Genomic DNA, 24,070 nt, shown 5'->3' with positions numbered 1-24,070 from the left:
CAAATCCGTGAAGGCATCCAGACACGCGCGGAACCCGTCATCAAATTCGTGAAGGCATCCAGATACGTTCGGAACCCGTCATCAAATTCGTGAAGGCATCCCAGTCCCAGATTTCCCCCAAACAAGAATAACCCAGCTCCCCGAGCCGGGTTTCCAACATTATATTTAATTCACTGATTTCGTCCGCACAAACAGCAGCATAATAAACGAAATCACAACAATCGTAATGACCCACAGCCACGCGAGCTCCATGTTCCCCGACTGCAGTGCCGTATATATTGCGGTCGGCAGTGTCTGCGTGCGACCTGGTATATTTCCCGCAATCATCAGCGTAGCTCCGAATTCTCCGAGTGCCCGGGCGAAGCTTAGTATAGCTCCCGTCATCAGCGGTACGGATACCAGCGGCATCGTAATTTTCATGAATACTTGTAAATTACTTGCGCCGTCAACTCTCGCTGCATCTTCAATATCTTTATCGATACTTAAAAAACCAGTTTTTGCCGCCTGGTACATGAGCGGAAATGATACAACGGTACTCGCAAGCACCGCTGCATACCACGTAAATATAATCGACTGGCTGAATATCCACTCAACGATATTGCCGGCAAAACCGTTATTGCCGAATATTACTATAAGAATAAAACCGACGACCGTTGGTGGCAGCACTATCGGCAGCATTATTATTGTCTCCAGAATAATTTTCCCTTTAAATTTTTTCCGCGTCATAAAATGTGCCATCATCGTGCCAAAGACAAACGATAATATCAATGCAATAAATGCGACTCTCAGTGACAGAAGAACCGGTGTCAGAAATTCCTCTGCTGTTATGCCGTAATTATTCACGGGTAAAACCGAAGTCTTCAAATATTGCTAAAGCTTTTTCTGACTGCAGAAACTCATAAAATTTTTTTGCCGCTTCAGCATTTTCTGAGCTGTTAATCATTCCAACAGGATAAACTATCGGCTCATGCGCAGCTTCAGGTGCTGTGTCTGCAATCTCCACTGAATCACTCGTTAACGTATCCGTTCTGTACACCAGTCCTGCATCAACTTCACCGCGTTCCACGTAAGTTAAGACAGCACGAACGTCTTCTGCGTATACGAGTAATGGCTCAATTTCTTTTGTAATGTTCATCTCTTCAAATGTTTCCACTGCATATTTTCCTGCCGGCACAGATTCTGGCGTGCCGACAGCAATTTGAGAGGCTTCTGTAATATTATCGAATGAGGTAACGGTCTGATTATTAGCCGGTGTCACGAGAACTAATTCATTCTTTAGCAGATTAACCGAATTTTCTTCAGAAATACTGCCATTTTCAATTAGTTCATCAAAATCACTTTTAGAGGCTGAAAAGAACATATCTGCAGGTGCACCCTGAGAGATTTGCTGTTGCAGGGCACCCGAGCCGCCGAAGTTAAAATCGACTTTGATTTCGGGATGTTCGTCATGAAAAACATCTGCTGTTTCCTGAAGCGCATCTGTCAGACTCGCCGCCGCAGATACTGTCAGCGTTACAGTTCCTCCCGCTTCTTCCGTCTCATCATCGCTGCATGCGGAAAGAACTAACATTACTACTAATGAACACAGCAGCACAGCCAGTCTCGTTTTATTAAGGTAATTCATTTGGATTGTCCTCTCAAAAACATTATTTAAATCAATATTAGTCCTTTATATTATAAAAGTAAACGCATTAAAAAAGCAGAACCTTTAATGATAAAGGTTCTGCCTGAATGTTATATGTTAAACGATATATCCGTAATTCGTAAAGATTTCCAGTGCTTCTTCAGATTGTAAATAATCATAGAATAAGTGTGCTGCACTGCCGTCCTCAACACTGTGGGACAAGCCCATTCCGTATACGAACGGTTCCAATATTGAACGCGGTGCACGTGAAATTATACGTACATCATCCTCATCTGAAATGTCTGTTCTAAGAAGGAATCCAGCATCTGAATTGCCTTCCGCTATATCTTTAACAGCAGTTTCTGCGTCCGCTACTTTCTCAATGCTCTCGGGGCTCAGGTTTTTTTCATCTTCCTGAACAAGAAGCTCTTCAGCATATGAGCCGGATAATGAATGTTCGGGATCAACAATCGTCAGTGATGTTTCATCATTATTAAAAATATCATTATATCTGTTGATATCTTCATTTTCAGATTGTGTAACGAGTACAAGTTCATTGATGAGCAAATATTTAGTTGCAAGCTGATCTAAAATGCCTGCTTCAACAAGCGAATCATATCCTGCATCATCGCTCGAGAAATAGATATCCATGTCCTCGTCATTGCCTTCGATTAAATCTTCAGTCAGTTTTTCTGTATGACCATATTGAACATCAATTTTAATACCTTCGTTATTTTCTTCAAAGAGGGCTATCAGTTCTTCCATTACATCGTCAAGACTCTGCTCGGCAGTAATATGTACAACTTTATCCTCTTCTGTAATCGGGTCTTCTTCGACAGATTGATCTGCCTCTTCTGACGCATCTTCAGATTCTTCCCCTGTACTCTCTTCGGTTTCCCGTGTCTCGTCAGTTTCTGACTCATTATCAGAGGATTCTTCATTATTACTACAAGCTGCTAAAATCACGCACAGCGATAGTAAAAGTGCCCATCCGAGGACATTTTTTCTAATCATTGCGATTTCGCTCCTACATAAAAAAATTGTATACATTTCATTATAAACACTCTGAGTCAAAAACTACACTATATATAATTATAAAGACGATAAAAATTGCTTATGTATTACGATTTTATTTAAACCTAAAATAAAAACCCGAGATACGGTATCTCGGGTTTTTCACACATTTCACACACATTAATAAAACACACGATAACAAAGTTTGGATTGTTATATTTTATTTATTAAAATGGTAGATCATCATCGCTGATGTCTACTGGACCTTTAGAGTTCGCAAATGGATTTTCCTCTACGTTATCCTGACGCTGTTGCTGGCTGCGTCCAGTTGATTGATTCCCAGATGACTGGTTACCAGTCGACTGATTGCCGCCGTATGCACTTTGGTAAGAGTCAGCAGAGTTATAATCATTATTATTGCCTTGAGATTGATTACCGCTGCCTTTCGGCTCTAAGAACTGAACACTTTCACACACGACTTCAGTTACATATACTCTTTGCCCGTCTTTATTCTCGTAGTTACGAGTTTGAATTCTACCATCGATACCAACTAAGCTGCCTTTTTTAACATACTGGTTAACATTTTCTGCCTGTTTGCGGAAAACAACACAGTTGATAAAGTCAGCGCCTCTCTCACCGTTTGCACTAGTAAAAGGACGGTTCACAGCTAAGTTGAAAGTAGCGACAGCAACATTGCTTTGACTGACTCTAAGTTCAGGGTCTCTTGTTAAGCGACCAACTAAAACTACACGGTTTAGCATGTAATCAACTCCACTCAATATTTAACTTATTTTTTATCTTCAGCTTGTTCGTCACGAACAACGATATGACGAATAATGTCATTGTTGATCTTCGCTAAGCGGTCAAACTCATCAGCAGCGGCACTGTCACCGTTATACTTAATGATTTGGTAATATCCATCTTTGAAATCTTGGATTTCGTAAGCCAGACGACGTTTACCCCACTCTTTAGATTCGACGATTTCCGCGCCATTGCTAGTAAGAACCTCATCAAAACGTTTAACTAACGTTGCTTTAGCTTCTTCTTCAATATCCGGGCGGATTACATATAAAATTTCATATGATCTCATCTTCTACACCTCCTTATGGTCTTTGCGGCCAAAAACACTCGTTTTCAGCAAGGAATAATTTTCATTACTCACAATCAGAAATTATAGCAATAAAATCGTATTATTACAATAGATAGGCTGTAATTAATATTATTTAGTTTTGATTGGGGAGCGAGATTCCCTTTGGACTGGTATGAACGGATTTCATGTGTATCCAAGACTCACAGGGCTGGCGTGACAGAAGCTCATGTGTATCCAAGACTCACAGGGCTGGCGTGAAGTGATTTCATCCCAGTCCCATTCAAAAAAACTGCAGAATCTTAAATTTTAAGATTCTGCAGCAATATTCGTTATTAAACGTTAAATCTGAAGTGAACGACGTCGCCGTCTTTCATAATGTACTCTTTACCTTCAAGACGGACTTTACCGGCTTCTTTGGCTTTTGCTTCGTTGCCCGCTTCCACAAGGTCGTCGTAGCCGACTGTTTCAGCACGGATAAACCCTTTTTGGAAATCAGTATGAATAATTCCGGCACATTCAGGCGCCGTCATTCCTTTTTTAAATGTCCATGCTCTAACTTCCTGCACTCCTGCAGTGAAGTAAGTTGCAAGTCCAAGCAGGTCATAAGATGCTCTGACGAGTTTATCAAGGCCTGATTCAGAAAGTCCAAGTTCTTCTAGGAACATTTCTTTTTCATCTTCATCCAGCACTGCGATTTCTTCTTCCACTTTCGCAGAAATCACGATAACTTGTGATCCTTCTTCGTCAGCATATTTTTTAATTGCTGATAAATGCTCGTTGTCTTCAAGTGATGATAAATCATCTTCAGCAACGTTCGCAACATACAATGTCGGTTTTTGAGTCAGCAGGTGGAAGTGTTTAACTGATTTGATTTCTTCCTCAGAAAAATCAAGTGCACGAACGGGTTTGCCGTCTTCGAGACCTTCTTTAATTTTCGTCAGAATCTTCACTTCAGCCATAGCATCTTTATCTTTCTGCTTCGCCATTTTTTCTGCTTTCGGTAAACGTTTGTCGACACTTTCAAGATCGGCAAAAATCAATTCCATGTTGATAACTTCAATGTCATCAAGCGGATTCACTTTGCCTGATACGTGAGTAACGTTCTCGTCATCGAACGCGCGGACAACCTGACAGATTGCATCAACTTCACGAATGTTTGCTAAGAATTTGTTGCCAAGGCCTTCACCTTTTGAAGCGCCTTTAACAATTCCAGCAATATCCGTAAATTCAAATGCTGTCGGAACAGTTTTTTTAGGTTCGACAATTTGCGTTAAAACGTTAAGACGTTCATCCGGCACTTCAACGATACCGACGTTCGGATCGATTGTTGCGAATGGATAGTTTGCAGCGAGTGCACCTGCTTTTGTTATTGCGTTAAAGAGTGTTGATTTACCGACGTTCGGCAATCCTACAATTCCTGCAGTTAAAGACATAATAGTTGCTCCTTTAATTTAAAATTACTTTTTTAAGTCGTTTATCGAAATCGCGGCGCGGCATCATAATCGTCCGGTCGCAGTTTGTACATCTGATTTTTATATCCGCGCCCATACGGACAATCTGGAAACTGTTTGTGCCGCACGGGTGAGGCTTTTTCATTTCAACAATATTATTTAAATCGTATTTTTTCTCCATATTATCTTACTCCCCGGCATCATTTTGATCGAAATCGCTAATGTCCATAGTAGGTACAGATACAAATACGCCTTGTGATTCCAAATACTGTTTCAGGCGTTTACGAGTACGTCTCGTTGCACCGAAGTGTTCCATCGGCTGGGTTGTCAGCATAATACGAATCGTCGCCTCACCCTGCTGAATATCCTGCACGCCTAAAATTGCCGGCTGCTCGGTAAGCACCGCTTCTTCACGCCAGTGAAGTTCGAAATATTTGTTAATCATATCTTCAACCTTATCCAAGTTTTCCTGAATAGAGAAGTTCATATCGAGGAATGCAATAGAATTATAACGCGAAAAGTTAATGACTTCGTTAATTGTACCGTTCGGAATCATATATAATTCGCCTTCATAACCTTGAATACGTGATGATCGCAATCCTAATGATAACACTTCACCTTCAGCAACAGTAGTGCCTGAAGTATTTACTCTGACGAAATCCCCTTTATCAAACTGATTTTCCAAAATGATAAAGAATCCGGTAATCATGTCTTTCACTAAACTCTGTGCACCAAAACCAAGTGCTAAACCAACAACACCAGCACCGGCTAAGAGTGTGGCGACTGGAATATTAAACGATTCCAGAATTGCTACAACAACAAAGAACCAGATAAAGATAGTCGCACCGTTCTGCAGCACGTTGATTAGTGTCTGATTGCGTTTATCCGAGCCTTTTAAACGGGATTTTGATTTATATTTAAAGAAATTATTAATAAGACGGTCGGCTACTTTAGTTAGGATGTAACCAGCGATTAATAAAATAACTGACACTAATACGCTTGTACCAATCTTCATCCATAGGTCAGGAGAAGTGAGTTCATCGTATATCTCCTGGAAAAATGTCAAATCAAGCGGTTCTTCAGCATCCGCTGTCGTGAACAATGTTAAAAACTGCATAAATTAAAGCCTCTTTCTTTATTTTTTCTGAAGCATCCGAAGGATTCTCTTAAACTCTTCCTCCGATGTAAACTCCAGCTGTATCATTCCTTTATTTTTCACTTTTTTTATTTCCACATTTGTACCGTAATGCTCTTTCAGCTGATTTTCATAGCCCTGCAGAAATTTCAGCTTTTTACTTGTTTTCTTAATTGTTCTCTTTTTATCGAATGTTTTTACATACGCTTCAAGCGCACGCACGCTCATGTTTTTGTCTATAGCCTCGCGGGCTACCTGTTCCATTAAGAGCGGTTCTTTCAAAGACAGCAGTGTTCTGCCGTGTGCACTGCTCAGTTTCTGTTCGTTCATTGCGCGCTTAACCATCAGAGGCAAATTTAACAGCCTCAGCATATTCGCAATATAGGATCTCGATTTGCCGAGCCGCTGCGATAGTTCATCCTGCGTCAGCTTTGCTTTAGTCATAAGCTCTTTATAACTTTCCGCTTCTTCAAGTGCACTTAAGTCTTCACGCTGCAGGTTTTCTATAATCGCAAGTTCCATCATTTCCCTGTCGGACATTTCCGTAATAATTGCTGGAATTTTCAAAAGTCCCGCCCTCTTACTTGCCCGGAGACGCCGTTCCCCGGCAACCAGCGTATAGCCTTTCACTGATTTTCTAACAGTGACCGGCTGCATTACACCGTGAATTAAAATACTGTTCTTTAAATCTTCCAGTTTTTCTTCATCAAATGTCTGCCTCGGCTGGTATGGATTTTTGCGGATATCCTTAATAGACAGTTCTATAATTTCCACTGTAAACTCACCGACTTTACATAGTTAAAATACAGTTCAATTATAACAGCAACGTCTCTGTTTGTAAGTCAAAAAAGAACTCACACTGTCAGGTGTGAGCACTATTTGTATATACGTATCGTTACTTCATGCAGCTCCTCGGTTTCAGATGTTTCGATGTTCACATCAATCCCTTTGTCCTGCAGTTTCTTAATATCACGCTCAAAGTCATTCAGCATAAACGCTACATCGTCATTAAAGTTAATCTGCTCGATACGGACCTTCTGACGGTTCTTCACAGCAAGTTCTGTTTCTTTAACCGTCAGGTTATCCTTAACGATATTCTTCAACACGTCGCACTGGGTATCGTTATCCAGTATAAGCAGTGCCCGCGCGTGTCTTTCAGTAATGTCATCTTTTTCTAGCGCCGTTATAACGTCGCTAGACAGTTTTAACAGACGTAATTTATTAGCGATAAACGACTGGCTTTTGCCGATGCTTTCAGCAAGGTCTTTCTGCGTAATATCATCCATCTGCAGCAGCTGCTTGTATGCTCTCGCTTCTTCGATACTCGATAAATTCTCCCGCTGAATATTTTCAATCAGCGCAATCGCTGCCGATTCCTGATCTGTTAAATATTTAACGATAGCCTGAGTATCTTCATAGCCTAAATGTTTTAACGCTCTGAATCTGCGTTCTCCTGCAATAATTTCATACATGCCTTCTTCAATCGGACGCAGTGTAATCGGCTGCAGCAGCCCGTGCGCTTTAATGGAATGTGCGAGCTCCTCAATACGCTGATGATTAAATACAGTACGCGGCTGGTACTGGTTCGGGACGATGTGTTCTACCGGCACGGTAACCAAAGAATCATCATCAGCGCGCGTTTCGCTTTTATCTATAAGATTAAATAATTTTGAAAATGGTTTTTTCACACATTCCACCACCCTTTTATTTTAATGGGGATTTATTAGGTGTACCCGGTTTACGCGGATACTTCTTAGGTGTTTTACGTTTTTTATCGATAATCATAATGTAACGGTCGCTTTCTTCTTTTGGCAATGACAGCTGGTGAACTTTTGTCAGTTCTCCGCCGAGCAGGTCCAGCGCAAATTTACTCTCGTCGAGTTCTTGCTGCGCTTTTTTACCTTTCATGACGATAAACTGACCGCCCGTACGGACAAGCGGCAGGCATAATTCAGATAAGACGTTCAGCTGTGCAACAGCACGCGCTGTTACCACATCGAACATATGTCTCGCATCCGCTTTATGATTACCGAATATTTCCGCTCTGTCATGCACGAGGCGAATTTTATCGAGTCCGAGGGCTGCAGTTAATTCATTTAAAAAATTAATACGCTTATTTAAAGAATCAACGATTGTAATTTTTAAGTCCGGACGGATAATTTTCATCGGGATGCTCGGGAAACCAGCACCCGCACCGACGTCGCAAAGGCTCGCACCTTCTTCAATGTCCGCATAAAATAACGGTGTAATCGAGTCGTAGAAGTGTTTTAAATATACTTCTTCCTGTTCAGTTACAGCAGTTAAGTTAATTTTTTCATTCCATTCGACAAGCATTTTGTAATAGGTATTGAACTGTCCGATTTGTTTTTCCGACAGCTCAATTCCCTGGTCTTTCAATGCATTTATAAATTCTATTTCTTTCATGATTCTACCCTTTTCACATTACCTTGCTCGATATAGACTAAAAGAATTGAAGTATCTGCAGGATTTACGCCTGAAATACGTGATGCCTGAGCGATGTTCAGCGGCTTAACTTCTTTCAGCTTCATGCGCGCTTCTGTTGCCAGTGAGTGTACCGCATCGTAATCGATGTTTTCAGGAATTTTCTTATTCTCCATACGCTTCATCTTATCGACTTGCTGTAATGATTTTTTTATATAACCATCGTATTTAATCTGTACTTCAACTTGCTCGTATTCTTCCTGATTCAGTGTAATTTCTTCGTTTAATATTTCCATAATAGATGCATAATCCATCTCCGGACGTCTTAGTAAGTCCGCAGCTAAAATACCATCTTTTAAGGCCGCGCCCCCATGTTCAGCAACGATATTCTGCGTATGCTCATTCGGTTTAATGCGCGTTTTCTGCAGACGCTCGAGCTCAGCATCAATGTTTGCTTTTTTCTGATGGTATCGTGCCAGACGCTCATCGCTGATCAGACCGTTGTCATGACCAATTTCAGTCAAACGGATATCTGCATTATCGTGACGGAGCAGCAGTCTGTGTTCTGCACGAGATGTTAACAGACGGTACGGTTCATTTGTGCCTTTCGTGACTAAATCGTCAATCAGCACACCAATGTAGGAATCTGTACGGCTTAAGATCAGCTCTTCTTTTCCAAGCAGGTTATTCGCTGCGTTAATTCCGGCGATTAATCCTTGGCCTGCCGCTTCCTCATAACCGCTCGTGCCGTTAATCTGGCCTGCAGTATAAAGATTTTTGATTTTCTTAGTTTCAAGCGTCGGCCACAGCTGAGTCGGTACTAATGCATCATACTCAATTGCGTAACCTGCACGCATCATGCGTGCATTTTCAAGCCCCGGTATGCTCTTTACCATTTCACGCTGAACGCTTTCCGGCATACTCGTTGATAAGCCCTGCACGTAAACTTCTTTCGTGTTACGGCCTTCCGGCTCAAGGAAAATCTGATGACGCGGTTTATCGTTGAAACGGACAATCTTATCTTCGATTGACGGGCAGTATCTCGGGCCCGTTCCCTGAACTACACCTGAATACATTGCAGACAGATGAAGGTTCGCTGTAATAATTTCGTGTGTTTCCTGAGACGTGTATGTTAACCAGCATGGCAGCTGGTCCATAATGAATTCTGTCGTATCAAAACTGAATGCGCGCGGAACATCGTCCCCGGGCTGAATTTCAGTTTTCGAGTAATCGATTGAATCCGCATTGACGCGCGGCGGTGTGCCCGTTTTAAAACGGATAATTTCAAAGCCGAGATCTTTCAGCTGATCTGCGAGTGCAAGTGACGGAATCTGATGATTCGGTCCGCTTGAATATTTTAAGTCGCCTAAAATAATTTCACCGCGCAGGAATGTTCCCGTCGTAATAATTACTGCATCAGCATCGTATACTGTGCCGACATTCGTTCTGACACCGCGAATGACATCATCTTCTATAATGAGTTCATCAACGAGCCCTTGTAAAATGTCTAAATTCGGTTCCTGCTCAAGCAGTGATTTCATTTCCTGCTGATAAAGAACTTTATCTGCCTGTGCACGGAGTGCACGGACTGCTGGTCCTTTACCTGTGTTCAGCATCCGCATTTGAATGTGAGTTTTGTCTATAACTTTTGCCATCTGGCCGCCGAGCGCATCTACTTCACGCACAACAATTCCTTTTGCCGGTCCGCCGACAGAAGGGTTACATGGCATAAATGCGATGTTATCCAAATTAATCGTCAGCATCAGTGTATTTAATCCTTTGCGGCTTGCTGCAAGCCCTGCTTCAACACCAGCGTGACCTGCTCCGATAACTATCACATCATATTTAATATTGCCGGTCATTATTTAACCTCCTGTATTTACTTTCCTAGACAGAATTGTCTAAAGAGTTTATCTATTAATTGTTCCGAGACGTCTTCACCGATAACTTCACCAAGCAGTTCCCATGTTTTTAGGAGATCGATCTGAATAATATCCACCGGCACATCCATAGCTGCCGAAGATATCGCATCTTCAATCGATACTTTTGCCTGCTCAAGCAAATTAATGTGACGGTTGTTCGATACATATGTCGAATCCGTCGATGACAGGCTGCCGTCGAAAAACATCGCTTGAATTTCATTTTCCAGCTCGTCGACGCCCTCACCATTTATAATAGATGTTTTAATTAATGGTATTTTAAAATGTTCTTCCAGATAGTTAAGATTCAGTTTGTTATCAAGATCGAGCTTATTCACAATCCCGATTACTTTTTTATCGTCTACTGACTCCAGCAATTCAATATCTTCCGGTGTCAGTTCTTCGTTGTTATTCATCACATATAAAATCAGTTCCGCGCCTTTAAGTGCTTCCCGTGAACGTTCCACACCGATTTTTTCAACGATATCATCCGTTTCACGAATACCTGCGGTATCGACGAGTTTTAAAGGAATACCGTTAACGTTAACGTATTCTTCTAAAATATCGCGTGTCGTACCTGCCACTTCAGTAACGATCGCTTTATTATCCTGAATTAAGTAGTTCAATAAAGAACTTTTACCAACATTCGGCTTGCCGACGATAACCGTGCTTAAACCTTCGCGTAAAATACGGCCTTCAGAACTCGATTTCAGCAATGCATCAATATTTTCATTTATTTTTTTCGCTTCCGATAATAGAAATGATGTCGTCGCTTCTTCAACATCATCGTATTCCGGGTAGTCGATGTTTACTTCAACCTGTGCAAGAATGTTTAAAATGCTCTGGCGAAGCTCTTCAATATAAGTTTTTAAGCGTCCCTGCACTTGCTGGTTCGCAACTTTTGATGCCTGATTCGTTTTCGCGCGGATAAAATCCATTACCGCTTCCGCCTGTGATAAGTCTACCCGTCCATTTAAAAATGCGCGTTTCGTAAATTCCCCGGGTTCCGCCATTCTGGCGCCGTTGTTTAACGTCAGCTGCAGTACGCGGTTCACTGTGTGAATTCCGCCGTGGCAATTAATTTCCACGATGTCTTCTCTCGTGTAAGTCTTCGGTGCACGCATTAATGCCACCATTACCTCCTCAACCGTTTCTCCGGTTTTCGGATCGATGATATGCCCGTAGTTAATCGTGTGGGAATCTGTGTCACTTAAAGTTTTCGCACCTTTATACAGACGGTCTGCAATTTCAATCGCATCTTCACCTGATAAACGAACGATAGCAATCGCCCCTTCACCGACTGGTGTGGAGATGCTTGAGATCGTTTCAAATTGCATATTAAAAACTCCTTTATTTCTTAGTAATAACGACGTAGCGGTTCGGTTCCCGTCCTTCTGAAGACGTCTCAATATTTTTCATTCTGCTTAAGACGTGGTGCATTGTTTTACGTTCGAAAGAAGGCATCGGCTCCATTTTAACCGGGCCGTCCGTACGCATTGCTTTTTTCGCCATATTCACCGCGAGGCTCTCCAGCGTTTCACGGCGTTTTTCACGGTAATCTTCCACATCGAGGAATACTGTACCGTAGCTTTTATATATTGTATTGAAGTAATTTTGTGCGAGTTCCTGCAGTGCATTTAAAGTCTGTCCGCGCTTGCCGATAATTTTAGCTGCAAGCTCTGCGTGAAATTCAATCGTCACCGTCGTATCTTTTATACTGATCTCAGTGTCGTTTGGAATATTCATTTCATGAACGACACGGGAAATATAATTTGCCGTATCCTCCGCTGCACTATTAATAGGAGATTCATACACCGTATGCTCGTCTTCAAACTCTGCTTCTGCTGCCGGTTTTTGAGTGACAGGTGTTTCAGAAACTTCAGTCTCTATTGTCTCTTCTTCAGGTTCCTGCACCTCTCTGGGCTGTATCTGTACCGGTTCTTTTTGAACATGTTCAGTTCTCTCTTCAATCATCGCTTCAATAGAACCATATGTTTTCAGTTCCGGATTAATGACTGTCAGCTGAACTTCTGCATCGCGTTTGCCAAAACCTAAAAATCCGCCGCTTCCGCCGTCGATCACTTCAATCTTAATATCGTCTTCAGTTACGCCAAGCTCGTGTAATCCTTTTGCAACTGCTTCATCTACTGTCTTCTCAGTATAAACCCTGTACATAATACTACCCCCGTATTATTTAATACATTTCGCGATTTTTAAGACATGCAATAATGATTTTTCCATCTCGTGATAATTCATATCTTTGACAGGATTTCGTGCGATAACTACATACTCTCGCGGTTTTAACTCTGTTTTGTGATGCTGATAAAATGCACGGACGCGTCGTTTTATCTGGTTTCTTTTCACGGCGTTACCAAGTTTTTTGGACACACTGATGCCAAGCCGGAGATGAGGTATTTCATCGTTGTCTCTTAAATACACGACAAACTGCCTGTTGGCATACGATTTCCCTCGTTTAAAAATCAATTTAAAATCTTTTTCTTTTTTAATTCTATATCGCTTTTTCATCATTATTACGCTCTTTCATATCTATGATTAATTATTATACTAAAAAGCACCAGTTTTATAAAACATCCAGTATTGGCGCAAAAAAAAAGATCATCCTCGTCAGATGATCTAATGGTTATGCAGAAAGAACTTTTCTTCCTTTTCTTCTACGGCGTGCAAGAACTTTGCGTCCGTTTTTAGTACTCATTCTCTCACGGAAACCGTGTACTTTTGCACGTTTACGTTTATTCGGTTGATAGGTACGTTTTACCATTAATGACACCTCCGTTATAAATATATATCTCTGTTTTTATCTTCTCTTAGAATTGCAACTATTAAAGAATACCAAAAATAGGCTGTCTTTTCAACTTTTTATTTTAGATTCCTTCTATGAGAGATCTGTAAATCAATAATAAAATGTGGATAACTATTTTGCAACAGAAAGTTATCAACAGTTTTAAAACGAGTTTCCCCACAAATCCACAACCTGTAGGCAAAACTTTGTGGAAAAGTGTTAATTATGTGCATAAGTCTTACAGCTATTGATATGTATAGTGAAATCCGTTATAATTCTACCCATATCGTTGTGGATAAGTAACGGCAACCATATAGTTATCCACAGAATGTGTATAACATGTGCATAACTTATCTACAGCTGTGCATATCAGTTATCCACAGGCTGTTATATGTGAATAAGAAAGGAAAATTTTATGAGCAGTTTAAATAGTATTTGGGAAAATGTTCTTGAAAACATCAGTGAGAACATCCCTACCGTCAGTTTTCAAACTTGGTTCAAAGATACCAAACTGATCGATTTAAATAGCACCGATGCTATCGTTAAAGCGGATAATGAATTCCAGCAGGGCTGGCTGTCCGAAAAATATTTAACATTGATTGAGAAGAGCATCTACAGCGCCATCGGTGAAAAAGTTTCAGTTAAAATCGTCTTTCAGGACGAGAAACTGAATAACTCAGCAACGGCGCGCAGTAAATCAGCTGATAAAAACAGCGATGAGGCAGATGAGGCAATGAATTTGCCTGTTAAACATGCATTAAATGCACAGCATACATTTGATACGTTTGTTATCGGCAACGGCAACCGCTTCTCCCATGCCGCTTCTCTCGCTGTAGCGGAAGCGCCTGCGAAAGCATACAACCCGCTGTTTATATACGGCGGCGTCGGTCTCGGAAAAACGCATTTAATGCACGCAATCGGCAACTACGTGCTGGAGCATCGTCCAAATGCGAAAGTGGTTTATTTATCGAGTGAAAAATTTACAAATGAGTTCATCAACTCGATACGCGATAATAAAACTGAACAGTTCCGCAACAAGTACCGCAATGTCGATGTACTTTTAATTGATGACATTCAATTTTTAGCAGGTAAAGAGTCAACTCAGGAAGAATTTTTCCACACGTTTAACTCGCTGCATGAAAATGATAAACAGATTGTTATTTCAAGCGACCGGACTCCAAAAGAAATTCCAACACTTGAAGACCGTCTCCGCTCGCGTTTTGAATGGGGCTTAATGACTGATGTCACACCCCCTGACCTTGAAACAAGAATTGCGATTCTGCGTAAAAAATGTGAAGAAGAAAATGTAGAGATTCCAAATGAAGCAATGATCTACATTGCAAACCACATTCATACGAATATCCGTGAACTGGAAGGTGCACTGACACGCGTTGCAGCATATGCTAAAATTTCGAATCAGCCGATGACTCCTGAAGTTGTCTCTGAAGCGCTGAAAGATCTTGTCACTACAACGAAATCGAAGCGGATGACAATACACGATATCCAGGTTGCTGTCAGTGAGTACTACGGCATTCATATCGACGAACTCGGCTCTAAAAAAAGAACAAAGTCCATCGCCTTCCCAAGACACGTGGCAATGTACCTGTCACGCGAACTGACGGACAACTCTCTGCCTAAAATTGGAGAAGTCTTCGGCGGCCGTGATCACACGACTGTAATTCACGCACATGAGAAAATTTCGAGGCTTGTTTCAGAAGATGAGTTATTCAAAGATGAATTGAAGGAAATCGAGAATAAGCTGAATTAAAAACTAATGTGAATACTGTGGATAAATGTTACACTGTAGTCAACACTTTGTACACATGTGGATAACTTAGTGCGTATAGTTTCAGTGCAGTTTTCCACATATCCACAAGGCCTACTATTATTACTATTATTTTATATACTATATATCTATTAAATAAGGAGTACTTGCTTATGAAAATCAGTATTAAAAGACAATATTTTATCGAACAATTAAATCATTGTTTAAAAGCTATTTCACCAAGAACAACACTGCCAATTTTAAACGGGATAAAAATCGATGTCTCTGATGATCAAATGATACTTACCGGCAGTGATTCGGAAATATCTATTGAGATTACAATTCCAACAGAAATTGATAATGAGGAAATTCTAGAAATCGAAGAACCTGGTTCAGTCGTTTTAACAGGACGTTTCTTCGTAGACATTATTAAAAAACTTTCCGGTGATTTTGTAGATTTGGAAACAAACGATAACTTCCAAACTAAAATTACCGCAGGAAAATCAGAATTCAACTTAAGCGGGAACGATTCAAACCAATATCCTCTCCTGCCTGAAGTTAACGATGCTGACAGCCTGGTACTTTCATCTGCAGTACTAAAAACAATTATCAACCAGACTAACTTCGCAGTTTCATTATCTGAAACACGTCCCGTGTTAACTGGTGTTAACTGGAACTTTAACGAAGATCATATTTCATTCACTGCAACAGACTCTCACCGTCTTGCATTAAGAAGACTGCTTGATAAAACATTTAACACAGAAATTTCAAATGCGATTATTCCAGGTAAATCATTATCGGAGCTAAGCAAAATTCTTACAGACTCTGAAGAAGATGTAGAAATTAATCTGTCGCAGAACCAGGTGCTCTTCACTTACGGCAACATGCGCTTTATTTCCCGTTTGCTTGAAGGAAACTATCCGGATACATCCCGCCTGTTCCCTGAAAACTACGAGACAAAAGTTAACGTTAATAATTCTGAGTTCTACCATGCAATTGACCGCGTTTCATTGCTTGCACGTGAAGGCGGTAATAATGTTATCCGCATGACTGTGGATAACAACAATGTAGAATTAACATCGAACTCGCCGGAAGTCGGTACGGTAAATGAAGATATCAATGCTTCAGCTATCGAAGGCGAAGGCATTAAAATTTCATTCAACTCAAAATATATGATGGAAGCACTCCGTGCGATTCAGGATGAAGAAGTAACAATTGAATTCTTCGGCACGATGAGACCATTCACTATTACACCGAGTGAATCATCTGAAGTTGTCCAGTTAATTTTACCGATTAGAACATATTAATCCTGCAGCAAATATTCGAGACCATGCCTTTTTTGATAAAAAACGGGCCTCTGGTCTCTTTTTTTATTTTACTGGTAGGTAAAAGCCTTTTTGCCTATAAAACGCTCTAAACGCTTTATTTGGCCTTAAATAATGAAAATATATGAAAAATGTAGTATAATGAATGAGTATGTAATAGGAGGTTGTGTCTATGGAAACGATTCATTTGGATGGCATGATAACACTCGGTAAATTTTTAAAATATAAAAATATTATCGGTACAGGCGGCGAAGCTAAATGGTTCTTAAGTGAACATGAAGTATTTTTAAACGGAGAGCCTGAAAACCGACGCGGCAAAAAACTGCACGATGGTGACGAATTAGTCATTACAGATGTCGGCGAATATAAATTTAAGTATCCGGTGCAATGATACTAAACAAAATTAAACTCACAGACTTCAGGAATTATGATTCCCTATCCCTGGCATTTCACCCTAAGCTGAATATTTTTATCGGTCATAATGCCCAGGGGAAAACAAATCTGCTTGAGGCAATTTACTTTTTGTCCCTGGCTAAAAGTCACAGGACTTCAAAAGATAAGGAACTGATTCAGTTTGGAGCGGAAGAAGCGTATATTAACGGGACAATTACGACAAGAAGCAGTACACTGCCGCTGTCGATCGGTATTGCCAAAGGTGGCAAGCGCGCCAAGGTCAATCATCTTGAGGTCGGAAAGCTGTCCCAGTATATCGGTCATTTGAATACTGTACTTTTTGCGCCGGAGGATCTTAATATCGTTAAAGGTTCCCCGCAGGTCAGAAGAAAATTTATTAATATGGAATGCGGTCAAATATCCAAATTATATTTGAACCACTTATCCGACTATAATAAAGTCCTCGCCCAGAAAAATCAGTATTTAAAATCGAGAAACGTCGATCAGATTATGATCGAGGTGCTGAACGATCAGCTTGCACATCATGCAAGCTTAATTATTTTAAAGCGTGAGCAGTTTATCTCAACGATTGAACGTCATGCTTCAAAAATTCATGCTGATATTTCAAACGGCAAGGAAATTTTAAATGTAGTCTATAACCCCAATATTAAATATAAGAGTGATAATTCAGAAGCGCTTACAGCGGAAATATCCGCTCTGTTAGCTGAGAATTTAAATAAAGAAATCGAACGAGGGACTTCACTAGTCGGTCCGCATCGGGATGATATCGGTTTTACGATTAATGATTTTGACGTTCAGACCTATGGTTCCCAGGGGCAGCAGCGCTCCACTGCGCTGTCGATTAAACTTGCGGAGCTCGAATTAATAAAAGAAGAAGTCGGAGAATATCCGGTGCTGCTTCTTGACGATGTACTCAGTGAACTCGATGAAGTGAGACAGGCGCATTTATTAACTTCAATCCGGGACCGTGTACAAACGTTTGTAACGACCACTTCAATCAGCGATATTAACCATCAGATTATGGATGATATGCAGCTCTTTGAAATAGAAAATGGCAAAATCAAAATCGATGAATAACGGAAGGTGAAAACATGGCTGAACAAAATATGGATCAATATGGTGCAAGTCAGATACAGGTACTAGAAGGTCTTGAAGCGGTTAGAAAAAGACCAGGTATGTATATCGGCTCGACATCATCACGCGGACTGCATCACCTCGTGTGGGAAATTATCGATAACAGTATCGATGAAGCACTGGCAGGACATGCTTCAGAAATTAATGTCACTATTGAAAAAGACAACTGGATTAAAGTAACGGATAACGGACGCGGTATTCCTGTTGATATACAGGAAAAAATGGGCCGTCCGGCAGTCGAGGTTATTTTTACAGTACTGCACGCCGGCGGTAAGTTTGACGGCGGCAGCTATAAAGTTTCCGGCGGACTGCACGGTGTCGGATCATCAGTCGTTAACGCACTGAGTTCAACACTGGAAGTTTACGTTCACAAAAACGGCGAAGTACATTATCAGAGCTATACACGCGGTGCACCTGATGCAGATTTAAAAGTGGTTGATACAACTGATAAAACAGGAACGATTATCCGTTTTAAAGCAGATGAAGAAATTTTTACCGAAACGACAGTATACGAAATTGAAATTCTGCAAAAACGTATTAAAGAGCTCGCTTTCCTGAATAAAGGACTCGAAATTAATTTAATCGATGAACGCGAAGAAGAGCCTGTTGAATTTAAATATCATTATGAAGGCGGTATTAAATCTTACGTCGAAGAGTTAAACAAGACGAAAGAAGGACTTCATGAAGAAATTATTTATATGGATGATTCAAAAGATGAAATCGAAGTTGAAATTGCGATGCAGTACAACCTCGGTTATACATGCACACTCCTGACTTATGCCAACAATATTTATACGCATGAAGGCGGAACACATGAAGACGGTTTTAAACGTGCGCTTACGAAAGTCATTAACAACTACGCAACAAAACAGAACCTGATTAAATCGACGGAAGAACGTTTATCCGGCGAAGATGTCAGAGAAGGTTTAACAGCGATAGTGTCGATAAAGCATACAGATCCTCAGTTTGAAGGTCAGACGAAGACTAAACTCGGCAACTCTGAAGCCCGCACGATTACGGACCAGCTGTTCTCAGCAGGTTTTGAAAGATTTCTGATGGAAAACCCTCAAACTGCACGTGTCATTGTCGATAAAGGGATTACTGCTCAGCACGCACGTGTTGCTGCGAAAAAAGCGCGTGAAATGACACGCCGTAAATCTGCACTTGAAGTATCAAGTTTACCGGGGAAACTGGCAGATTGTTCAAGTAAAGATCCTGCGAAAAGTGAGCTCTTTATCGTTGAGGGTGACTCTGCCGGCGGCTCGGCAAAATCAGGACGCAACTCGAAAATTCAGGCGATTTTACCGCTTAGAGGTAAAATTTTAAACGTTGAAAAAGCGCGTCTCGACAGAATTTTAGGCAATAATGAGATTCGTTCTATGGTAACGGCGCTCGGCAGCGGTATCGGCGAAGAATTCGATATTTCAAAAGCACGCTATCACAAAATTATTATTATGACCGATGCTGATGTCGACGGTGCTCACATCAGAACATTGCTGTTAACGTTCTTCTACCGTTTTATGAGACCGTTAATTGAGCGCGGATACGTGTATATTGCACAGCCGCCGCTTTATAAATTAGAGCAGGGCAAGAAAAAACATTACGTATACGATGATGAGGCACTTGATATTCTGCGCAGCACATTACCGGAAACACCGAAAATTTCTATGTCGAGATATAAAGGTCTCGGCGAGATGAACGCAGATCAGCTGTGGGAAACGACGATGGACCCTGAACAGAGAAATCTGCTGCAGGTTCAGCTTGATGATGCGATTGAAGCGGATCAGACATTTGAAATGCTAATGGGCGATGTCGTTGAATACCGACGGAACTTTATCGAAGAAAATGCGAGATACGTTGAGAATCTTGACGTTTAATAAAGGAGATTTAATTTATGGCGGACCATGAGGAACAACTTCAGCAAATAAATATTACTAAAACGATGCGCAGCTCGTTTTTAAGCTATGCCATGAGTGTTATCGTATCTCGTGCATTGCCTGATGTCAGAGACGGCATGAAGCCTGTGCACCGCAGAATTTTATACGGTATGCACGATAACGGCATGACATCTGACAAGCCGTTTAAAAAATCAGCACGTATTGTCGGGGACGTTATGGGTAAATATCACCCGCACGGTGATTCTTCAATCTACGATGCAATGGTGCGTATGGCTCAGGACTTCAGTTACCGCTACCCGCTCGTTCACGGCCAGGGGAACTTCGGTTCCATGGACGGCGACGGCGCAGCAGCGATGCGTTACACTGAAGCGAAAATGAGTAAAATTTCGATGGAATTAATGCGTGATATTAACAAAGACACAGTTGATTTCCAGCCGAACTACGATGAAAACGAACGGGAACCATCCGTTTTGCCGGCACGCTTTCCTAACCTTCTCGTCAATGGTACGAGCGGTATTGCAGTAGGTATGGCGACGAACATTCCGCCGCATAACTTAACAGAAGTTATTAATGCGGTACTGGAACTTGCGGATAACCCGAACGTCACAACGATGGACCTGATGGAACATGTCACAGGACCTGACTTCCCGACTTCAGGCTTAATTATCGGTAAGAGCGGTATTAAAAAAGCATATGAAACAGGACATGGTTCTGTAATTATGCGTGCACGCTGTGAAGTTGAAATGATGAAGAACGGCAAAGAACGTATTGTTGTTTCTGAAATTCCATACCAGGTGAACAAAGCGCGTCTTGTTGAGAAGATTGCAGAATTAGTGCGCGATAAAAAAATCGAAGGCATTACAGATCTGCGTGATGAAACGTCACTAAAAGAAGGCGTCAGAATCATTATTGAAATTCGCAAAGATAAAAATGCGAATGTTATTTTAAATAACCTGTATAAACAAACGCCGCTGCAGACATCATTTGGTGTTAATATGCTGGCACTTGTAAACGGAGAACCGAAAGTACTCGGCTTAAAAGAAGTGCTTTATCATTATTTAGAGCACCAGAAAGTTGTAGTAACACGCCGTACGAAGTACGAATTAAAACGTGCTGAGGACCGTGTGCATATTCTTGAAGGCTTGCTGATTGCTCTCGATCATATCGATGAAATCATTAAGACAATCCGTGCATCTGATGCAGATGAAGAAGCTAAAAACGCCCTGATGAGTGAATTCAACTTGTCAGAACGCCAGGCTCAGGCAATTCTCGATATGAGATTACGTCGTCTGACAGGCCTTGAACGCGGTAAAATCCAGGCTGAACATGATGAAATTATTAAAAACATTGAATATCTGAAGAGTATTCTGAATGATGATGTGAAACTGCTTGAAGTGATCAAAGAAGAATTAATCGATATCCGTGAACGATACGGGGACGAACGCCGTACGGAAATTACGCTGGGCAGCATTTACGATATTGAAGATGAAGATTTAATTCCGAGAGAGCAGATTGTTGTGACATTGAGTCATAACAGCTATATCAAGCGTCTCCCGGCATCGACATACCGTGCACAGCACCGCGGCGGACGCGGTATTCAGGGCATGAATACGGTCGATGAAGACTTCGTCAGCCAGATTGTGACGATGAGTACACATGACTATATTCTGTTCTTTACGAATACAGGACGCGTCTATCGTCTTAAGGGATATGAAATTCCTGAACTGTCACGCCAATCTAAAGGATTGCCGATTGTTAACCTGATTGAAATCGAAAAAGATGAGAAAATCAGTACGATGATCAGCGTGAAAGATAAAGACGAAACTGAAGGCTACCAGTTATTATTTGCAACGAAAAATGGTCTTGCGAAACGCACACCGTTGGATGACTTTAAGCAGATTAATAAAAACGGTAAAATTGCCATCAGCTTCAGAGGCGAAGATGAACTCCTCGGTGTGCGCTTAACAGATGGCACGAAAGAAGTCATCTTAGGTACACGTGAAGGTTCACTTGTACGCTTTGAAGAAGACCAGGTCAGAAGCATGGGCCGTACAGCAGCAGGTGTACGCGGAATCAAGCTTAGAGGCGACGATGAAGTAGTAGGCGTTGACGTCCTTGATCCGGACCAGCATGTCCTTGTCGTTACAGACAAAGGTTATGGCAAGCTCACACCTGAAGACGAATACCGCTCAATTAAACGCGGCGGCTTCGGTGTGAAAACTGCGAACCTGACAGCTAAAAACGGTAAGCTGGTGTTTATCGCGTCAGTAGACCGTGATGAAGACATGATGATCGTTACAGACAAAGGCGTAATTATCCGCCTGACAATCGATGCGATCTCAATTACAAGCCGTAACACGCAGGGCGTCAGACTTATTCGCTTGGACGAAGAGCAGGACGTGGCAACAGTTGCTGTAGTGAAAAATGAAATTGCCGCAGAAGAACTGGAAGAAGACGGTTCTGAAATGGCTGAAGAAACACTTGAAGCGGAAGATAACCTTGAAGTTGAAACAGATGAAATCGAAGAAGGTTTAAACCCTGAAACTGAAGACGATTCGGAATCAGAAGAAGAATAAATGGTTAATAAAAAGCACCTGAAACTCTCAAAACTGAGAATTCTGGGTGCTTTTTTGTTTTGCGGACGCTTGCTCCGCAATGAGCTGCTGTCATTCCCGGGAAAGCGTGTTTGCTCCGCAATGAGCGTCTTACTTCCTGTACTCCAGTATATCGCCGGGCTGGCAGTCCAATACTTCGCAGATTTTCTCCAATGTCGAGAAGCGGACGGCTTTTGCTTTATTGTTTTTCAATACTGATAAATTCGCCATCGTCACACCGACCTCATTCGCGAGTTCGGTCATGCTTATTTTCCGTTTGGCGAGCACCACATCAAGGTTTACTACTATTTTTGTCATATTGTCAGCTCATTTTCCTGTTTTATTGACACGGCTTTACTGAGTGTTTCTTTTAACACAGCAACGAGAATATATATCGAGAACGGAATAAATACTATCCCTGCACCGAACAAGACGAGTCCAGGTGCGTCATCCAGCTGTCCTATTGTAAAGAAGAACGGCATCAAACCGATTGTTACGACAGCGATAGTGAGAGTCAGTTTCTGGATACGATTCATAATATTTAAGGTCCGGTCAGAAAAAATTTCGTTTGTGTCGATGAGTTTTAATAACTTATTTAAAGCATACACGATAAACAGGCCTAAAATCATATCGATCCAGACAACAGCAACCGCTATATAAACGATAGTATAGACCTTGCCTTCCGATGTGAAAAGCTGTACGGTCATTAAAAATCCAAATAGTAAAAGTATGGCCGCAATAATTAACAATGTAAGACGCAGCACCAAAGTTTTTTTAATCATAATTTTTCCTGCTTTAAATTTTTATAAATTAATTTTATCATTCAGATTACTAATAAACAATAAAAATATATCGTTTATCGATAAAATATTAAATTATAGTATCTTGTGTTTATTTTATGAAAGCGCTATAATGATATCAGTTATTAGTGATTAGGCAGGTATATTATGACTCAAAGTACACATCGTGAATTTGGTAAATTCACTACACTCGTTGCACTGACTGATGAAAAAACAGCGCTCGGCATCTTACCCCACTTTGATTCGTTCAAGGTGATGACAGGTAAAGTCGGGTCAATGGATTTAAGCAAAGTCATCTCGTCGGTTGAAACTGCTGCGAAGCGCGGCGGACTCATCGATGGAAATATTTATCGTGAAACTCATTCTTTATACCACGCAATTTTAGAAGCACTCCAGGGTGTGACCCGCGGTGATTTAAGTGTCGGGGAAATTATGCGTACTGTCGGATTAAGGTTCGCGATTGTCAGAGGGAATCCATACGATAGTGATGATGAAGGCGAATGGCTGGCGGTTTGTTTCTACGGAACAATTGGTGCGCCAATCAAAGGAAAAGAGCACGAAGCTTTGGGGCTCGGCATTAATCATATTTAAAATTTAATAATCTTGTCATAGACATTAGCTGGTAGGGACATAAAAATCTTAGGGATTTTTGTGTCTTTTTTTGT

At 41.2% G+C, this 24,070-nt stretch carries 25 protein-coding genes; 7 read left to right on the top strand and 18 right to left on the bottom strand.

Features of this window, described 5'->3' with window-relative positions:
* Positions 1-165: 165 nt before the first annotated feature.
* From modB to rpmH, 16 genes are all read right to left on the bottom strand, one after another.
* Entirely contained in the window at positions 166-843 is a 678-nt protein-coding gene (gene modB, locus H625_RS0107770; RefSeq protein ID WP_026859423.1) for a molybdate ABC transporter permease subunit, read from the bottom strand.
* Positions 836-1,624, bottom strand: coding sequence for a molybdate ABC transporter substrate-binding protein (gene modA, locus H625_RS0107765; protein WP_051239025.1), 789 nt, complete (start codon positions 1,622-1,624; stop codon positions 836-838). Before modA (H625_RS0107765) ends, modB begins: the two co-directional genes overlap by 8 nt.
* A 117-nt stretch (positions 1,625-1,741) precedes the next feature.
* Positions 1,742-2,638, bottom strand: coding sequence for a molybdate ABC transporter substrate-binding protein (gene modA / locus H625_RS0107760; RefSeq protein ID WP_026859421.1), 897 nt, complete (start codon positions 2,636-2,638; stop codon positions 1,742-1,744).
* Between the two features lie 227 nt (positions 2,639-2,865).
* Positions 2,866-3,399, bottom strand: coding sequence for a single-stranded DNA-binding protein (gene ssb / locus H625_RS0107755; RefSeq protein WP_026859420.1), 534 nt, complete (start codon positions 3,397-3,399; stop codon positions 2,866-2,868).
* Positions 3,400-3,425: 26 nt separating this feature from the next.
* Positions 3,426-3,728, bottom strand: a complete 303-nt coding sequence (gene rpsF, locus H625_RS0107750; RefSeq protein WP_026859419.1) for a 30S ribosomal protein S6 — start codon at positions 3,726-3,728, stop codon at positions 3,426-3,428.
* Positions 3,729-4,060: 332 nt separating this feature from the next.
* Complete coding sequence (gene ychF, locus H625_RS0107745; RefSeq protein WP_026859418.1) at positions 4,061-5,161, bottom strand: redox-regulated ATPase YchF; 1,101 nt, start codon at positions 5,159-5,161, stop codon at positions 4,061-4,063.
* A 13-nt stretch (positions 5,162-5,174) separates the two neighbouring features.
* Positions 5,175-5,360: a DUF951 domain-containing protein gene (locus tag H625_RS0107740; RefSeq protein ID WP_026859417.1), complete on the bottom strand. Its 186-nt coding sequence runs from the start codon at positions 5,358-5,360 to the stop codon at positions 5,175-5,177.
* A 6-nt stretch (positions 5,361-5,366) separates the two neighbouring features.
* The gene (locus H625_RS12810; protein WP_051239024.1) at positions 5,367-6,296 is read right to left on the bottom strand and encodes a mechanosensitive ion channel family protein; all 930 of its coding nucleotides are present in this window, start codon (positions 6,294-6,296) and stop codon (positions 5,367-5,369) included.
* A gap of 18 nt (positions 6,297-6,314) precedes the next feature.
* Positions 6,315-7,088 carry a ParB/RepB/Spo0J family partition protein gene (locus tag H625_RS12805; RefSeq protein ID WP_051239023.1) on the bottom strand — a complete coding sequence of 258 codons (774 nt, stop codon included), beginning with the start codon at positions 7,086-7,088 and terminating at the stop codon, positions 6,315-6,317.
* Positions 7,089-7,189: 101 nt separating this feature from the next.
* The gene (locus H625_RS0107725; RefSeq protein ID WP_026859416.1) at positions 7,190-8,002 is read right to left on the bottom strand and encodes a ParB/RepB/Spo0J family partition protein; all 813 of its coding nucleotides are present in this window, start codon (positions 8,000-8,002) and stop codon (positions 7,190-7,192) included.
* 16 nt (positions 8,003-8,018) lie between these two features.
* Positions 8,019-8,738 carry a 16S rRNA (guanine(527)-N(7))-methyltransferase RsmG gene (gene rsmG / locus H625_RS0107720; protein ID WP_026859415.1) on the bottom strand — a complete coding sequence of 240 codons (720 nt, stop codon included), beginning with the start codon at positions 8,736-8,738 and terminating at the stop codon, positions 8,019-8,021.
* Complete coding sequence (mnmG, locus tag H625_RS0107715; protein WP_026859414.1) at positions 8,735-10,618, bottom strand: tRNA uridine-5-carboxymethylaminomethyl(34) synthesis enzyme MnmG; 1,884 nt, start codon at positions 10,616-10,618, stop codon at positions 8,735-8,737. The genes rsmG and mnmG overlap by 4 nt, the downstream gene beginning before the upstream one ends.
* Positions 10,619-10,635: 17 nt before the next feature.
* Positions 10,636-12,012 carry a tRNA uridine-5-carboxymethylaminomethyl(34) synthesis GTPase MnmE gene (gene mnmE / locus H625_RS0107710; protein WP_026859413.1) on the bottom strand — a complete coding sequence of 459 codons (1,377 nt, stop codon included), beginning with the start codon at positions 12,010-12,012 and terminating at the stop codon, positions 10,636-10,638.
* 13 nt (positions 12,013-12,025) lie between these two features.
* Positions 12,026-12,850 carry an RNA-binding cell elongation regulator Jag/EloR gene (jag, locus tag H625_RS0107705; protein WP_026859412.1) on the bottom strand — a complete coding sequence of 275 codons (825 nt, stop codon included), beginning with the start codon at positions 12,848-12,850 and terminating at the stop codon, positions 12,026-12,028.
* Between the two features lie 15 nt (positions 12,851-12,865).
* Positions 12,866-13,201, bottom strand: a complete 336-nt coding sequence (gene rnpA / locus H625_RS0107700; RefSeq protein WP_026859411.1) for a ribonuclease P protein component — start codon at positions 13,199-13,201, stop codon at positions 12,866-12,868.
* A 115-nt stretch (positions 13,202-13,316) separates the two neighbouring features.
* Positions 13,317-13,454, bottom strand: coding sequence for a 50S ribosomal protein L34 (gene rpmH, locus H625_RS0107695; RefSeq protein ID WP_026859410.1), 138 nt, complete (start codon positions 13,452-13,454; stop codon positions 13,317-13,319).
* Between the two features lie 436 nt (positions 13,455-13,890).
* Here rpmH and dnaA point away from each other — a divergent pair, with 436 nt between their 5' ends.
* From dnaA to gyrA, 6 genes are all read left to right on the top strand, one after another.
* Positions 13,891-15,243, top strand: a complete 1,353-nt coding sequence (dnaA, locus tag H625_RS0107690) for a chromosomal replication initiator protein DnaA (protein ID WP_026859409.1) — start codon at positions 13,891-13,893, stop codon at positions 15,241-15,243.
* Positions 15,244-15,413: 170 nt separating this feature from the next.
* Complete coding sequence (gene dnaN, locus H625_RS0107685) at positions 15,414-16,547, top strand: DNA polymerase III subunit beta (protein WP_026859408.1); 1,134 nt, start codon at positions 15,414-15,416, stop codon at positions 16,545-16,547.
* A gap of 190 nt (positions 16,548-16,737) precedes the next feature.
* Positions 16,738-16,956, top strand: coding sequence for an RNA-binding S4 domain-containing protein (locus H625_RS0107680; protein WP_026859407.1), 219 nt, complete (start codon positions 16,738-16,740; stop codon positions 16,954-16,956).
* A complete protein-coding gene (gene recF, locus H625_RS0107675; RefSeq protein ID WP_026859406.1) occupies positions 16,953-18,056 on the top strand; it encodes a DNA replication/repair protein RecF in 1,104 nt (367 codons plus the stop codon). The genes H625_RS0107680 and recF overlap by 4 nt, the downstream gene beginning before the upstream one ends.
* A gap of 14 nt (positions 18,057-18,070) precedes the next feature.
* A complete protein-coding gene (gene gyrB, locus H625_RS0107670) occupies positions 18,071-19,990 on the top strand; it encodes a DNA topoisomerase (ATP-hydrolyzing) subunit B (RefSeq protein WP_026859405.1) in 1,920 nt (639 codons plus the stop codon).
* 17 nt (positions 19,991-20,007) lie between these two features.
* Entirely contained in the window at positions 20,008-22,587 is a 2,580-nt protein-coding gene (gene gyrA / locus H625_RS0107665) for a DNA gyrase subunit A (protein WP_026859404.1), read from the top strand.
* 129 nt (positions 22,588-22,716) lie between these two features.
* Here the strand turns inward: gyrA and H625_RS0107660 are convergent, their stop codons facing one another.
* Both H625_RS0107660 and H625_RS0107655 read right to left on the bottom strand, forming a co-directional pair.
* Positions 22,717-22,923 carry a helix-turn-helix domain-containing protein gene (locus tag H625_RS0107660; RefSeq protein ID WP_026859403.1) on the bottom strand — a complete coding sequence of 69 codons (207 nt, stop codon included), beginning with the start codon at positions 22,921-22,923 and terminating at the stop codon, positions 22,717-22,719.
* Positions 22,920-23,387: a DUF2975 domain-containing protein gene (locus H625_RS0107655; RefSeq protein ID WP_026859402.1), complete on the bottom strand. Its 468-nt coding sequence runs from the start codon at positions 23,385-23,387 to the stop codon at positions 22,920-22,922. Before H625_RS0107655 ends, H625_RS0107660 begins: the two co-directional genes overlap by 4 nt.
* A gap of 165 nt (positions 23,388-23,552) precedes the next feature.
* On the opposite strand from H625_RS0107655, the gene hutP reads away from it, so the two are divergent.
* A complete protein-coding gene (gene hutP, locus H625_RS0107650) occupies positions 23,553-23,996 on the top strand; it encodes a histidine utilization transcription antiterminator HutP (protein WP_281170645.1) in 444 nt (147 codons plus the stop codon).
* Positions 23,997-24,070 lie beyond the last annotated feature (74 nt).

Origin of the sequence: Jeotgalicoccus psychrophilus DSM 19085 (assembly GCF_000425845.1) — a bacterium.
In the GTDB taxonomy this organism is placed as follows: domain Bacteria; phylum Bacillota; class Bacilli; order Staphylococcales; family Salinicoccaceae; genus Jeotgalicoccus; species Jeotgalicoccus psychrophilus.
The sequence above is the reverse complement of the archived record's forward strand: the minus strand, read 5'-3'. Positions and strand labels throughout refer to the sequence as shown.

What these genes read in the sequence shown, in the direction of transcription:
- dnaN (WP_026859408.1), top strand. Translation starts at nt 15,414, where the DNA reads ATGAAAATCAGTATTAAAAGACAATATTTTATCGAACAATTAAATCAT.
- H625_RS0107680 (WP_026859407.1), top strand. Translation starts at nt 16,738, where the DNA reads ATGGAAACGATTCATTTGGATGGCATGATAACACTCGGTAAATTTTTA.
- H625_RS0107655 (WP_026859402.1), bottom strand. Translation starts at nt 23,387, where the DNA reads ATGATTAAAAAAACTTTGGTGCTGCGTCTTACATTGTTAATTATTGCG.
- modA (WP_026859421.1), bottom strand. Translation starts at nt 2,638, where the DNA reads ATGATTAGAAAAAATGTCCTCGGATGGGCACTTTTACTATCGCTGTGC.
- dnaA (WP_026859409.1), top strand. Translation starts at nt 13,891, where the DNA reads ATGAGCAGTTTAAATAGTATTTGGGAAAATGTTCTTGAAAACATCAGT.
- hutP (WP_281170645.1), top strand. Translation starts at nt 23,553, where the DNA reads ATGACTCAAAGTACACATCGTGAATTTGGTAAATTCACTACACTCGTT.
- H625_RS0107660 (WP_026859403.1), bottom strand. Translation starts at nt 22,923, where the DNA reads ATGACAAAAATAGTAGTAAACCTTGATGTGGTGCTCGCCAAACGGAAA.
- H625_RS12810 (WP_051239024.1), bottom strand. Translation starts at nt 6,296, where the DNA reads ATGCAGTTTTTAACATTGTTCACGACAGCGGATGCTGAAGAACCGCTT.
- rpmH (WP_026859410.1), bottom strand. Translation starts at nt 13,454, where the DNA reads ATGGTAAAACGTACCTATCAACCGAATAAACGTAAACGTGCAAAAGTA.
- mnmG (WP_026859414.1), bottom strand. Translation starts at nt 10,618, where the DNA reads ATGACCGGCAATATTAAATATGATGTGATAGTTATCGGAGCAGGTCAC.
- rnpA (WP_026859411.1), bottom strand. Translation starts at nt 13,201, where the DNA reads ATGAAAAAGCGATATAGAATTAAAAAAGAAAAAGATTTTAAATTGATT.
- gyrA (WP_026859404.1), top strand. Translation starts at nt 20,008, where the DNA reads ATGGCGGACCATGAGGAACAACTTCAGCAAATAAATATTACTAAAACG.
- gyrB (WP_026859405.1), top strand. Translation starts at nt 18,071, where the DNA reads ATGGCTGAACAAAATATGGATCAATATGGTGCAAGTCAGATACAGGTA.
- rpsF (WP_026859419.1), bottom strand. Translation starts at nt 3,728, where the DNA reads ATGAGATCATATGAAATTTTATATGTAATCCGCCCGGATATTGAAGAA.
- ychF (WP_026859418.1), bottom strand. Translation starts at nt 5,161, where the DNA reads ATGTCTTTAACTGCAGGAATTGTAGGATTGCCGAACGTCGGTAAATCA.
- H625_RS0107740 (WP_026859417.1), bottom strand. Translation starts at nt 5,360, where the DNA reads ATGGAGAAAAAATACGATTTAAATAATATTGTTGAAATGAAAAAGCCT.
- modA (WP_051239025.1), bottom strand. Translation starts at nt 1,624, where the DNA reads ATGAATTACCTTAATAAAACGAGACTGGCTGTGCTGCTGTGTTCATTA.
- jag (WP_026859412.1), bottom strand. Translation starts at nt 12,850, where the DNA reads ATGTACAGGGTTTATACTGAGAAGACAGTAGATGAAGCAGTTGCAAAA.
- ssb (WP_026859420.1), bottom strand. Translation starts at nt 3,399, where the DNA reads ATGCTAAACCGTGTAGTTTTAGTTGGTCGCTTAACAAGAGACCCTGAA.
- mnmE (WP_026859413.1), bottom strand. Translation starts at nt 12,012, where the DNA reads ATGCAATTTGAAACGATCTCAAGCATCTCCACACCAGTCGGTGAAGGG.
- recF (WP_026859406.1), top strand. Translation starts at nt 16,953, where the DNA reads ATGATACTAAACAAAATTAAACTCACAGACTTCAGGAATTATGATTCC.
- rsmG (WP_026859415.1), bottom strand. Translation starts at nt 8,738, where the DNA reads ATGAAAGAAATAGAATTTATAAATGCATTGAAAGACCAGGGAATTGAG.